Genomic DNA, 14,419 nt, shown 5'->3' with positions numbered 1-14,419 from the left:
CTACAGACAGCATACATGCATTGATTTGGCGGTGCATAACATTTAGCTGAAATTTTTAGTGACTAGCCTCTGGCTCTCTTTATATATTTTTTATAGCCAACCAACGAAAGAATAAACCCTAACAGTGTATAGCCTATAAGGACTGCTGTTACTAAGATCAAATTCTCTCCTCCTGGTAGTGTTGATACTGATTGCACTAAGCCTTGATGTGCCCAATACTGCGGGAAGAGCATACCAATTATTTTGAGATAACTAGGTAATTGATCAAATGGAGTCCATAAACCACAAGCAACCGCTGTCCCTAAAGCAATCATGTTTGTCATCACTAAGCCTGTATTCTCAGTTTTAGCAAATGCAGCGATGGCAACTCCCCATGAAGTCACTTGCATTGATAATAGGACAACTACTAAGAAATACGAGCTGTATTGTGTTATTTCAATACCATATAAATAAACCCCTAAAATGGTTAACAGCAAAACTTGAAATAAGATAATAATAAAAAACGGAACGCACTTTCCAAGAAAAAAATGATGCGGCTGTAAAGGAGTACTTGCCAGCCTTGCCACAATTCCTTTCTCACGATCTTTTACAAAACTAATGACAATTGAAATAATGACAAATGTGGAGAAAAACACGCTCATCCCTGTCACTGATTGAGAAGCAACCAATGTTTTTTGTGCTTGAGAACTACCTGATGTAAATAATTCTATTAAAAGAATAATTGAAGCAACTGGTAATAAAATGGTCCAGAACAACAATGATCGATCTTTCACCTGTTTTATAGATTCGATGCGGACTAGTGGCCACATAAAAATCACTCCCGTTATATTCATTTGATTCCCTTCTATACAACTCTTAAATAATCACATTTTTTATTTATTTTACCATTTGCGGATGTGGCGAATTAGAATTAGTCAAATAATGTTGACTAATTACTTATGATTTTAAATCTACGGTACACACAAATTAATTCTGTTCGTTAGATTTATGTTCTTTCTACATCAGTCACTCTTTTAAGTTATTTTCATTGAAATACGAGAGTGGTTTTCATTCATAAAGGGCATTTTTATTGTAATTGATCACGTAAATCTGTTCCTGTTAATTGAAAAAAGACATCTTCAAGTCTCGGTCTGTACAAAGATAATTGTTGGGGAACCAATGATTCCTTCTTACTCAGTTTAGCCAAATCTTCTAAAGTATCTAATGGTTTTGTAGTTTTAACTAACACTCCACCTTGATAAGTTACAAAATCATACCCGAGATTAGTTAATGTTTTATTAGGAATCTTAGATTCAAAAAAGACTGATGTTTCTGCGTAACGATTCAAAAGCTCATCTATTTTGCCTTCTTCAACAATGTTCCCTTTATCAATGAAAGCCACATAATCACATAAACTCTCTATTTCCTCCATATAATGACTAACATAGATAATAGTTCTTCCCTCTTCCTTCAATTTGTTAATGATGTCGAAAATATAACGTCTTGATTGAGGATCTACCCCCACTGTCGGTTCATCTAAAAGAATTAACTTAGGAGCATGCATTAAAGCGCAGCCAATATTCAAACGGCGTTTCATTCCTCCTGAAAAGCTTTCAACGATATCATTTGCTCTTTCCCACAATCCTACATCTTTTAGTGTTTTTTCTACTCTTTCATCTAATGTTTTCCCTTTTAAACCATAAATTTGTCCAAAAAACTCCATATTTACTTTCGCTGTTAATTTTTCCTCTAAGCTGATGTCTTGCGGTATGTAGCCGAGCGCACTTTTAGATTCACCAACATGCTCAACTTTGCCTTCATATGATTTAATGATGTGAGATATAATTTTCATCAAGGTTGATTTACCAGACCCATTTGGACCTATTAATCCATAACAAACTCCTTCTGGAATCGTTAATGTAACACTTCTTAACGCTTGGGAAGTTCCATATTTTTTACTGACGTTTTCTATTTGCAACATTCGGCACCCTTTCCTTTCATCTCATTTATTTTTTAAAATGGCTTCAATAACACTCAAATATTCTTTGTAGGCTTGCTCTCCCAAATCTGTTATACTAACGATTGTTTTTGGTTTTTTATCCACAAAGGTCTTTGTAATTAGCACATAGCCTGCTTCCTCTAATTTTTTTAAATGCGAGCCCAAATTACCATCTGTTACAGATAAAGAACCTTTTAAGAAGCTAAAATCACATTTTTCATAAATCATTAATAAACTCATAATCCCTAACCGAACTTTTGGATGGATTAAATCATTTAAACTATTGACATTACTCATTTCCTTGTCCTTTTCTTTTTAAAATCACACCAGTTAATAACAAACTTCCTCCACCTATAAAAGCGAAGATAATGTTCATTAAACTAGGAAATAATAAAAATGTAGTTACACCTAAAACACTTAGCCAGAACCCCATAATAAAGATCTCTTTAGCCAGAACAATACCTAAGAGTAAATACATGATGGAAACCAATAAAACAACATAGAAGGGTAAATTATTTAATGTATATGGTAATAAACCAACACATATTAAAAAAATAAAGATACCTAAAATGATTCCAATACCAAGCCATGTGTATTGCAATTGAGTTCTTAAAAACAAGGGCATCGGTATCATTTTCTTTTGTTTAAAATAAGTAGTTAAAGTGATAACCCAGCCAGCAATGCCTAAAATAAGCCAAAAGACAGCTGCAGTTATAGAATGAGCAAAAAGTAAAGGTATTGAATATCCCATTATCCAAATAAGGCCCCAAATGATAAAATAAATACTGGTTTGTTTACAATACTCTGTTTTATAGTTTGTAATCGTCTTGATATGAGATAAATTCTCTAATATTTCTGAATTATTAAATTTTTCATTAGACATAAATAAACTCCTCTTCCACAAAGAACTCTGTACTACAGAGTATAGAATTAAATTTCCATTTAGTCAAGTTATTGGAAATACCTTTTTATGAATTAAAATAAATATAACCACCCCCTTCCTTTCAACGAAATCTCATAAATACCTTCTGCTTCTTGATCGTTTCTGGAACTTGGTCTCATAACCGCTTCATATTTCAAGAAATTTAAATATAGAAAAAGTGATAAATATTCTGTCTGAAAAGTAAGAATTACTAATTGGAGTGAGCGGTATAAACAGTTCCTTATTCAGCAGGCATTCGTCATCGGTTCTTTTTATTCATTCTTTTCGCATGTTCACTGATAAGTGCTGCCTCCCTGCTCCCTTTTATGATGCGGAAACCGTCATAATCCGGATAGAGCGAATCATCGTCCTGAATGCTTGTTAAAATCCAAAATTGACTGCCAGCCCCTCCGAGCCGCTCAACTGCTGACAGCCAGCTTTGGTATACGTCAGGACGAGCTGATTGATTTTGATAGCCAAACTCTTCTAGCACAACTGGCTTTCCGATTGAATTCCCGCGGGTGATATGGTCTTCGATCCATTTCACTCCCCAGGCAGCAGACTTGCTCCAGTGATCTGGGTACAGATGATAGGTTCCATAATCGATATTAGGAAGAGATGTTAAACGGTCCCAATCGACGCCTTCTCCTCCACCGTAAAACCAATCTTCATGTCCTGGTATGCGAAAGAATCCTTCATCTCCTACTGCAACAAGATGGTGACGATCCAGCGATTTGATCCATGTACTCATTTCATCTGCCCATTTGACTAGTACATTTCCCGTGGGATCTGACTGCATCCGCGGCTCGTTGGCTAATTCCCAAGTCATAATAGCTGGATCGTCTTTATATTGAACACCTGTATACGTATTGGTTCTTTCTAATACATAACGCACATAATTTTTGTATGCTTTTTGAATACGAGGATCTGTATAAAAAGCATCATGCGATTCTGCCCCGAACCACTTCACGTATTGATTCATCCCGCCAAAGTCATCCCAATTGTTCACTAGTGGGATCACAAGCTTTATTCCTTCCTGTCCTGCTTTATAAATCGCATAATCTAGTTTTTGAAAACCAGATTCTTCATAGACGCCTGGACTAGATTGTAAGAATGAGTTCTCTTGAGGGGCCCCGTCGTGAAAGCCCCAAATTCGTATGACCTTTAAATTCATTGCTTTCATATCATCGAACACAGCATCTACCATTTTTTTAGATTTGTAATGGAAATAGTAATTATTTGTGCCGGCGAAGTAAAATGGTTGATTGTTCAGCGTAAATTGTGTACCAGACGTTTGCACATAAGCGGCGGCCTTCATCGTAAGCGAAAACCAGCCAGACCATATAGCGGCTACAAGTATGAAGCAAGACACTCTTTGAGCCAACTTTTTCATTTACATTCTCCTCACAATCTATCTCTATCCTTCTTGAGGCAGGATCACATCTAGTTGATACGGTGTTTGTTCATTTGAATCAAGTGCAATCGTCTGCTGTTTCAACATTTTACTTTCTTTACCGATTCGAATCTCATATGTTCCGTGAAATGCTGGACATTTCACATGGCCATTAGCATCTGTTTTTTCAACTCTTTGGGTCGTCCACTCATTTAGAAGCTTTTCATAACGTCGGCCTGCTTCATTTAAAGACCAATCATAATTCACGATGGCTGCATGTTCACCTCTCCAATGGGCACCTGCCCAAAATCCCCACATCAGCACTCCTTTTACGGCTGGATGACTAAATGCGACACGATATAAAGCCTCCAGGTTATCCGCTCTTCTATTAGGGTCAGGGTGAACAGAATCGTACTCTGTGACCCATATTGGAAGACCAAGCTCAGCCAGCACATCGAGCCTCTCTTTGACAATGACTGGATCGACCCGTTCTTCAAAATGGCCTTGAACCCCAATCGCCTCAATAGGTGCGCCTAACTGACGCAGTTCATTGATATGCGCTTTATAGGCATGGTGTTCACCATAAGAGATCACATTATAATCATTCACAAACAATAGTGCTTGAGGGTCAATTTTTTTCGTTTCTTCATACATCCACTTCCAAATAGTTTTCCCAAAGCGATCTTTAAAAAATGAACCATGCATCATTTCATTGTTTACATCCCAATGACGGAACCTTCCCTTAAAGTGATTGCCCGCATGCTCAAGCCGGTTTTTCATAGCTTCATATACTTCGTGATTCGGCAGTGACCTTAGCCAGCTTGGATTCGCATCCTCTACCTCCCAAAATAAAGCGTGCCCCCTCACTGGAAGCTGATGTCGATCTGCAAAATTCAGCATCGCATCTGCTTTTTCGTAGGTGATTTTCCCTCTTTCTGGCTCATTCGCATACCATTTTGCTTCATTTTCAAAAACTGCCCAATTAAAATGCTTTACGAAAAAATCAGCATATTGTTGATTAAATAACACTTGATCATTCATCGCTGAACCAAAGGCGAATTCATGTCTGATTTGCTTTATTTCAACCTCTATACCTGCTATTGGCTTTTTTTCGCCGTTTGTCACGTTGATCACAAGATCTCTTTGTCTATGCTCTGAGATTCGATCATCCGCCTCTTTTTTCCACATCAGATTTTCCTGCCCATTTTCGCCTCTATTGAATGAATGATGAAGAAAGCTTCTTTCTTTGACCATGTGAAATCACCCTTATCTTCATTGGATTGATATTACTAATCAAACTGCCGGCTAGAAGCCGGCAGCTTGATTTTAACCTCTTAGTTGATCAGACGATGGTATTCAGCATAGGCAGTGGCCATATCCACTTGAGACCAGAAGCGGTGATAAGTGAAAACTGGTGCGCCATTCTCCCATTTGCCTGTAGCTTCATTAAATGAAGACTGATATTTACTTTCGAGTGAAGACCATGCTGGATCTTGTTTAATCTTCGGACGAAGATCAGCAAAACTCGTATAGACCCCATTCCCTCCTCGCTGCGGGTCAGAAGGAATGGTGCTGGCTCCAGGAATCTGATTTCCTTGACCAAATGTCCCATTCCATCCATTTGGGAAATACACTTCTTTTCTAAAGAAACGGTCATAGTCTTCTCTATCTTCCTCTGTCACTATGCCGACGCCATCATTGTAATTCCATGCAACCTCTAGGAGCTGCGCGGCTGCATCTTTCGCTCTTGCACCAAGCGCTGTATAATCACCTGTTTCCTGCTTTGTGGCTGCAGCAAAGAATATCAAAGCTTTGGCTAGACTTCCTAATACGCCCGTATCCTGAGTCGGATCTTTAGTTACAGCTGTTAAATTTGGATTTCCTGTTGCAGACTGGAACCCATTCCAAGTATCAGGCTGTCCGCTCCAAGCAATATTTCCAGGAAGCCAAAACTCTCCAGGCGCACTTGTTGTAGCAACTGAAACATTCGTTCCCCCTAGAATTCTCTGTCCTTGCTCATCTAAGAAATAACCCTCTTCATCCGACACAGGACGACTGCCGATAAAAATGTAATCTAAGGCATAGCTGACCCATTTTGTTATGACAGATTTGGCCATTTGGACATTTTCAGATGTTTTGTCGCCATCTTTTACAAAAATATAATAAAGCTCTGCTACGCGCTCCATTGGCCACGCCTGCATTCCAAACCAGTTATTTGAAGGCGGGTCAAGGTAAACAGGTGCATCTTCATATGCCATATCATAAAAAGTACTTCTTCCTGCTGGATAAGCGCTATAGTCTCCATTCCAGCTATTGGTTGCGCCTCCTGCTATGGCTCCTTCTTTCGATTGAAGCCATACGTAAAATTCAAGCTGTCTCTTTAAGGTTTTTTCCCAATCGCTTGCCCCTGTTGACGAAGATGGCTTTAAGCCTCCTTTATCAGAGGATAAAGCATAAGCGGCGACAGGATTTTGATATCCCTGATGACAATGGCTCGCTCCGATACGCCATGACCAGTTTGCATACTCCCCAAGTCCTCCGCCCCAAGAGGTATACCACGCCATTAAGTAATGACAGGCGCCCTTTCCGTTTCCAGGATACGGATTCCCCTGCTTCCCGCTTCCAATCGTTTGAAAATATTTATCGTACATGCCGTAACGGAGGAAATCCCCCATTTTTTTCGCTTTATCAAGATAAGTTGACTGATTATAGCCGAGCTCCTTTGCCCAATACATCGCTTGTATCGCACGCGCATCAGCATCCGTTGCATTCGTATAGCGCCACTGGGCAGCTGGAGCTTGATTTTCTTTTGTGAACAAGCTCATAAAGCCTTCATTCGGCTTACCAAAAGATTTATCGTCCTGTGATGGATGAGGGATGGACTCCCATACAGATTCCTGCGGACCACGCTGGAATGTGTTCACATAGGCGGCTGTATGTGATGGGTTGAGCAAGTTGCCATAGCCATACCAGTTATCTACGTCAAGGAGCCAGTGCATTAAATACGTTTCATTCGTCCCATAGGTTGATTTCAATTCACTATCAATTGGATCTTGACCAGCAGGACGAGCACCGGTCAGCTGGCTTGGGTATTGATCCGGAAATGGTTTCTCTGCTGCGTATGTGGCTGGGCTGGACGGATTATAAGCGTTCATATGCGGCTGCTCATCATGTCCATCTTCATTGACTGGGATGATGTACTTCTCCATATTGTCCCAAGCTGCCTCTAATTTGCTCCAGTCCCCTGTGTAATGTCCGTACAGCACCTCAAGCCACAGCCAATAGCTATACGCTTCTGAAGTTGTCATATGTCCGTAATCAGGTGCTTCACAAATGAGCGTCTCGATTGAATGATACGGAATTCCTTCTGGTGAAAAATATCCATTCGCATCGCTTTTGATTTGATGATAAAGCGTTAAAAACCGTTCTTTGTTTGACAAGTCCTTCACCCTTTCAATAAAATCATTGTTTTTTTATTTGTCTGGAAGTGTGCCAAATACTAAAACACCATCGTCAAAGACAGGAATCTTCGTTGTTTTTTGCATATTGGATGTTAATCCTTGATAGGAATAATCATTTGAGGCATCCCATATATTCGATCCATTTGGAGCAGATAATCGAAATTGTATTTCCTTCTTATGCTCAGATTCTCCCCTAGGAGAAATAGCTACGCCCGTAAAATCGATTTCTGCAAAATAGACGCGGCTTGATGCGTCATATACCTTTAAAGGTGATAAGGAAGCGCCTTCATTGTAGGCTGCTGTCACTTGAATATCCTTTTCAGTGAACCCCTTTGCAAAGACCTCACTCAGATTAACGTAATATCTAAAGGTCAGTGTTTGACTGCTTCTTGCCGGCCAGCCTGACCTGTTGTATAGCACTGCTTTCACTTGAGTAGATGTTGTATCGTTATGCATCACAGCTGCCTCTACAAAAAACTCATCCTCCACCTGTTCTTTAGGCGGGAAATTTGGCAGCTTTGATTGCCCTTGACCAAACAGCTGCACCATTTTGGCGATATTTCCAGTGAAGGCGGCATTATAATCGGTCGCCACCTCGTTTGATACATAATCCGAGATGTCATCGTCATATTGATCCTGTGCATCAGGACCTCCAACAAGTGCTCCATAAAGTGTGTGCCGATGAACTGGAGGATTTGTCAGCTGGTTCGACCATGAGCCATGTGCAGTACGGTGGTGCGGGTGCTTCGGCGGATTCTGGCCAAAACCAACGACATAACTTCTATTCAGCGGATTATCCCCTAGCATATAGTGAGTTTGCTTAATCGCAAACGATTGGTATCGATTTTTCTTTTCTTGATCAGATACCCAATCAGCATAGACAAAGGCTAAAAATGCTGCATTGGCGGCATAACGAAGTGAACCCCATTGATCAAGCCATGCCAAACCGCCAGGCGTATAGGTGATTCTTTCTACTTTTCCATTTTGAACAAGACCTGTAGTCCAGTAATCAAGATTGCGCTCTGTCGATTCTATAAATCTGTTTTCTTTCGTGATTCTTGCTAGTAAGATTTGTGAGGCAAAAAAAGTATTGTCCCATGACATGGTAAACGTATAATCCCAATCCTTCGGCCATTCCTCTACCGCTTTTAATGCTTTGTTTAAATAGGTTTCTTCATTTGTCGCCAAGTACAGCCAGATCCCGCCCCAAATAAGTTCGTCAACATAGCCGCTCCAGGAGTTGTAAAATGGCTGCGCATTGGTGACACAATCTGTATATTTGCCGCGATACCTGTCAGCAAATGCATATAGCTGTTTGGCGTGTGTTAAAAGCTTTGCTGCATAGGACGCATCTGTTTCTTTAAAAATGATAGAACCTGCTGCTAAAGCCGCCGCAGTTTGTGCAGCTACTTCTGTGCCAGGGCAATGTTCATCAATTTTAAAAGCTGGCCGGTTCATCGGCATCACTTCTGCTGGACCCCACCAAGCATGATCGGCGTTTCCATCACCTACTTGCGCCCAAAATTCATTCGGTCCTGTATGTGCTTTCAAAAAATAATCCGTTGCCCACTTGATTTGATCTAAGATCTCATCAAGCAATTCTGCTTCTTCATAAGCTTCCCGGTATTCATATACTGTCCATGCAAGCACGGCTGCTGAATAAGCCATCGGAAGTCCAAATTTCACATGATCTCCTGCATCATACCAGCCGCCAGTTAAGTCATGCCCAACATCCTTCCCGTCCTCTAGTCCAGAATCTCCCCGCCAGTTAAGACGATTACTTTCCGGAAGCCGGCCTGACCGCTGCGCTTCATAAAACAGCATGGATTTTTGGAGAACCTCTACATAGTTGTAAGATGCCATTTCTCTATTGCTCACCCCTTCTTTTTAGTGAAACATTGATCAATAGACGCGACCGCCTCCTTTCTATCCTTCATTTCGTGATCTGTACAGTTTTGAAAAGAATCAAATATGTTTCAAAAATAAGCATAGTAAACAGCAATCAGCTTTACGCTCATCGAAGGTTTTCTCTTGATTCTCCTTCTGACTGTACCCAGAATGATCATATGTCGCTTGAGAACATTTCAGACGGCGAAATTCTCTTTTGAGCTCTATTTGGGTAGAAAGAATGACATACAATCTCTTCTCTTAAAACATCACGCTAAATCAAGATATATGAATGAATAAGAAAATAATTCCAATTGATGAGAAATCTTTATTAGTTAACATAATAAAATTATTGTATATAGAGAAAAGAACGCCCTTTTAGGGCGCTCTTATTTATCACATTAAAATAAAGAAAGCTGGTTTTGATCAGGAAGTGCTTCTAAACAGCCTTGACGATCTAAATATTCAAGGATGGTCTTCGACACTTTTCCGCGTTTTTGTAAATCTTCTTTTGAGAGAAATTCCCCATCTTGCCGCGCGCGGACAATATTTAACGCAACGTTTGTACCAAGTCCGGGGATTGAGTTGAATGGCGGTATTAAACCGTCTCCATCAATGATAAACTCCGTTGCACTTGAGCGGTAGAGGTCAACTTTTTTGAAGTGGTAGCCTCTTTCACACATTTCAAGTGCAAGCTCTAGTACAGTTAATAGGTTCTTTTCTTTCGGTGATGCATCTAGACCTTTAGAGTTAATGTCATCCATAACAGCTCGTATCGCATTCGATCCTTTTGTCATCGTTTCAATATCAAAGTCATCCGCACGAACGGTAAAGTAAGCTGCATAGTACAGGAGTGCATGATGCACCTTGAAATAAGCAATCCGAACAGCCATTAACACATAAGCAGCCGCGTGGGCTTTAGGGAACATGTATTTGATTTTTTTACAAGAATCAATATACCAGTTTGGTACATTATTATTCTTCATTTCTTCTTCCCATTCAGGAGGAAGTCCTTTTCCTTTACGAACAGATTCCATGATTTTAAAGGCAAGTGACGGCTCTAAGCCTTGATAGATGAGATAGACCATAATATCATCACGACACCCAATTACTTCACTTAGTTCACACGTTTTATTGTGAATGAGCTCTTGCGCATTTCCGAGCCAAACATCCGTACCGTGTGATAGTCCAGAAATCTGAACAAGCTCTGAGAAGGTCGTTGGTTTTGTATCCTCTAGCATTTGCCGAACAAATCTTGTCCCAAATTCTGGGATACCGAGTGTACCTGTTTTACAGCCAATTTGCTCTTCTGTTACACCTAGTGGCTCTGTCCCTTGGAAAATCTTCATGACTTCAGGGTCATCTGTTGGAATCGTTTTTGGATCGATTCCGCTTAAATCTTGAAGCATACGAATGACCGTTGGATCATCGTGCCCAAGAATATCCAGCTTGAGCAAGTTATCGTGGATCGAATGGAAATCAAAATGTGTCGTCTTCCAATCGGAACCTGTCGCATCTGCTGGGTATTGAATAGGTGAGAAATCGTAAATGTCCATATAATCAGGCACAACGATAATCCCGCCTGGATGCTGGCCTGTTGTTCGTTTTACCCCTGTACAGCCTTGTACAAGCCGGTCGATTTCAGCGCCTCTCATATGAAGGTTATGATCTCCTGCATAGCCTTTTACGTAACCATATGCTGTTTTTTCTGCAACGGTACCAATCGTACCTGCTCTGTATACATAATCTTCACCGAACAGCTCTTTCGTATAGTTATGTGCGATCGGCTGATATTCGCCTGAGAAGTTTAAGTCAATATCAGGTACTTTGTCTCCTTTAAAACCTAAGAACGTTTCAAACGGAATATCATGTCCATCTTTTTTATACGGCGTTCCACATTCTGGACAGTCCTTATCAGGAAGGTCAAAGCCTGAACCAACAGATCCATCATTAAAGAACTCAGAGTGCTTACAGCTTGGGCATACATAATGAGGTGCAAGTGGATTTACTTCAGTAATCTCTGTTAATGTCGCAACAAGAGATGAGCCGACAGATCCCCTTGAACCAACAAGATATCCATCATCAAGTGATTTTTTTACGAGCTTATGAGAGATTAAGTAAATAACGGCGAAGCCATGACCGATAATACTTTTTAATTCTTTCTCAATGCGGTCTTCTACGATTTTCGGCAAATCATCTCCGTAGATGCTGCGCGCCATTTGATAGCTCATTTCCCGTATTTCTTCATCTGCACCTTCAATTTTTGGTGTGTAAAGATCATCTTTGATAGGTTTAATGCTTTCGACCATCTCAGATACCTTTTGCGTATTTGTTACGACGATCTCTTTCGCTTTTTCGTCTCCTAGGAAGGAGAAGGCTTCGAGCATTTCATCTGTCGTTCTAAAATGAACTTTTGGCAGTTCATGGCGGTTCAGCGGATTCGCTCCACCCTGTGATGAAATTAAGATTTTACGATAAATTTTGTCCTCTGGATGCAGGTAATGTACATTTCCAGTCGCCACAACTGGTTTATTCAGCTTTTCGCCAAGCTTGACAATGTTTGTGATGATTTCTTTTAACGCACGCTCATCTCGAACTAGCTCAAGCTGCAGCAGGTGCTGATACACTTCTGGCGGATGTACTTCTAAATAGTCATAAAATGCTGCAATGTCTTCCACTTCATCAGGTGACTTTTGCATCATTCCTTCAAATACCTCACCCTTATCACAAGCAGATCCAACAATTAAACCTTCACGATATTTCTCAAGCTGAGAGCGCGGAATACGCGGGACCCGGTAGAAATAATGTATATGAGAAAGTGAAACAAGCTTAAATAAATTCTTAAGGCCAGTCTCATTTTGAGCAATCAAAGTCGCGTGGTAAGGACGTGAGCGCTGGTAAGCATTCGACTGCCCCATGTTTTCATTCAATTGATCGTGATAGGCAATCTCTTTTTCAGCCGCATCTTTTAGCATCTTCAGCATGAGATAGCCTGTCGCCTCTGCATCATAAATCGCCCTGTGATGCTGCGTCAGTTCAATATCGAACTTTTTACAAAGAGTGTTCAGCCGGTGATTTTTAAATTCTGGGTAAAGGAACCGGCCAAGTTCAAGTGTATCAATGACAGGGTTTGACGCTTTATCTGTTTTTAGCAGGCGTTTATACGCTGCATTTAAAAAGCCCATATCAAAGCTCGCATTGTGCGCAACAAGGATATCTTGTCCAATCCATTCTTTGAAATCCCGCACGACGTCGACGACATCTGGTGCATCTCTCACCATATCATCGGTGATACCTGTTAATTCGATGGTGGTCGCTGATAACGGGTGATGAGGATTAGCAAATGCCTCAAAGCGGTCAATGATTTCCCCGCCTTTTATTTTCACTGCTGCCAGCTCAATGATCGTGTCATAAACGGCTGAAAGTCCAGTTGTCTCTACGTCGAATACGACATACGTCGCATCCTCTAACAAGCGGTGCTCTGGGTTATATGCAATCGGTACCCCGTCGTCTACTAAGTTGATTTCCACACCGTACATCATTTTGATGCCATGCTTTTTACTTGCTGCATACGCATCTGGGAAGGATTGTACAACGGCATGATCCGTCAGGGCAATTGCTTCATGTCCCCATTTTTTTGCTTGTTCAACAAGTCTGCCAATGCCAGTCACAGCATCCATTTGGCTCATAGGGGAATGTAAATGAAGCTCCACACGCTTTTCACCCTCAGGTGCTGTATCTTCTTTCAGCTGCGGTTTCATTTCATTGACATCATTGGCGATCATGACAAGATCTCTGACAAACGTATCATTTTGAATGCTTCCTCTTGCTTTCACCCACATGCCTTTTTTCAATGATTTCATCAGCTGAGCATCTTCTTTTTCTCTTGCAAACATTTTGATCAAAATACTGTTTGTATAATCTGTGATCTTAAAGATACAAAGCGTTCTCCCGCTTTTCAGCTCACGCGTTTCTGCATCGAATACGTAGCCTTGAACGGTAATTCTTCTTTCCTCGTCCATGATACTATCAAGCGTACGAATTTCTTCATTGTCTTTGATTTGATAGCCAATCATCAGAGGGCCTGACGGAGCTTCATTCTGCTCCTCACTTTCTTTCTTCTCCATCTCAGTGAGGGCTTGCATGGCTCTTTCTTGATCTTCAGCAAGCTTTTGTTCTCTGAACTTCTGAATCTCTTGATCTGATACAAAAATTTCTGTATCGAATTGCAGCTCTGGAAAGCCCACTTGTTTAAATGCGGCCTGAAGCATCGGGCTGTACTTCTTCTTAATAGCGAGTGCCTCTGTTTCGCTTTTTGTTTTAATGATGATTTTATGTCCAGACAGCGATGGTTTTTGCTGCTGAAGCAAGCTGATGATTGGGGGAGAAATTCCTTGAAGTTCTTCCACACAATGTGACCAGTACGATTGCACGAGTTCTTCAGATATGTGCGGATCACTCACTTCAATCGTACAAGTGATTTGTGCAATATGTGAAAATGCATTTGTCAGCCTGCTGAGAAACATGGCGTATACTTTGTAAGGCAAAAGCGCTTTAAATTTAAAAAGGAAATGCCATGTTTTCGTCGCCTTATGCACCGTCAATTTGACGATTTCTCCTTCTTCAAAGTAACGACTGAGGTCATCATCTGTCATTTGAATCTGATTGAGTAATATATGAAATTGCCGCCGTGTGATCGGTAATTGTTCATCCAAGACAGGACCCTCCTTTTGTCAATCAGAAAGGTACCTCTTTTCTACAGGAGGTACCTTCATTTT

9 protein-coding genes are annotated in these 14,419 nt (G+C 40.7%); all 9 read right to left on the bottom strand.

Going from position 1 to position 14,419, the window contains the following annotated elements:
• Nucleotides 1–62: 62 nt before the first annotated feature.
• On the bottom strand, nucleotides 63–833 hold the full coding sequence (locus MHB69_RS07935; protein WP_227001718.1) for an ABC transporter permease: 771 nt from the start codon (nucleotides 831–833) through the stop codon (nucleotides 63–65).
• 233 nt (nucleotides 834–1,066) lie between these two features.
• Entirely contained in the window at nucleotides 1,067–1,960 is an 894-nt protein-coding gene (locus tag MHB69_RS07930) for an ABC transporter ATP-binding protein (protein ID WP_034281828.1), read from the bottom strand.
• Nucleotides 1,961–1,981: 21 nt separating this feature from the next.
• Nucleotides 1,982–2,275, bottom strand: a complete 294-nt coding sequence (locus MHB69_RS07925) for a transcriptional regulator (RefSeq protein WP_041117404.1) — start codon at nucleotides 2,273–2,275, stop codon at nucleotides 1,982–1,984.
• Nucleotides 2,268–2,861, bottom strand: coding sequence for a hypothetical protein (locus MHB69_RS07920; RefSeq protein ID WP_034281824.1), 594 nt, complete (start codon nucleotides 2,859–2,861; stop codon nucleotides 2,268–2,270). Before MHB69_RS07920 ends, MHB69_RS07925 begins: the two co-directional genes overlap by 8 nt.
• 298 nt (nucleotides 2,862–3,159) lie before the next feature.
• Entirely contained in the window at nucleotides 3,160–4,293 is a 1,134-nt protein-coding gene (locus MHB69_RS07915; protein ID WP_342496132.1) for a cellulase family glycosylhydrolase, read from the bottom strand.
• 24 nt (nucleotides 4,294–4,317) lie between these two features.
• Nucleotides 4,318–5,547 carry an endo-1,4-beta-xylanase gene (locus tag MHB69_RS07910; RefSeq protein ID WP_034281819.1) on the bottom strand — a complete coding sequence of 410 codons (1,230 nt, stop codon included), beginning with the start codon at nucleotides 5,545–5,547 and terminating at the stop codon, nucleotides 4,318–4,320.
• 80 nt (nucleotides 5,548–5,627) lie between these two features.
• Nucleotides 5,628–7,733: a glycoside hydrolase family 48 protein gene (locus tag MHB69_RS07905; protein WP_034281817.1), complete on the bottom strand. Its 2,106-nt coding sequence runs from the start codon at nucleotides 7,731–7,733 to the stop codon at nucleotides 5,628–5,630.
• Between the two features lie 33 nt (nucleotides 7,734–7,766).
• On the bottom strand, nucleotides 7,767–9,617 hold the full coding sequence (locus MHB69_RS07900) for a glycoside hydrolase family 9 protein (protein ID WP_342496131.1): 1,851 nt from the start codon (nucleotides 9,615–9,617) through the stop codon (nucleotides 7,767–7,769).
• A gap of 425 nt (nucleotides 9,618–10,042) precedes the next feature.
• Complete coding sequence (locus tag MHB69_RS07895) at nucleotides 10,043–14,296, bottom strand: PolC-type DNA polymerase III (protein WP_231293996.1); 4,254 nt, start codon at nucleotides 14,294–14,296, stop codon at nucleotides 10,043–10,045.
• Nucleotides 14,297–14,419: the final 123 nt, after the last annotated feature.

The sequence above is a fragment of the Bacillus sp. FSL K6-0994 genome (genome assembly GCF_038630815.1).
GTDB lineage: Bacteria > Bacillota > Bacilli > Bacillales > Bacillaceae > Bacillus > Bacillus safensis.
The sequence above is the reverse complement of the archived record's forward strand: the minus strand, read 5'-3'. Positions and strand labels throughout refer to the sequence as shown.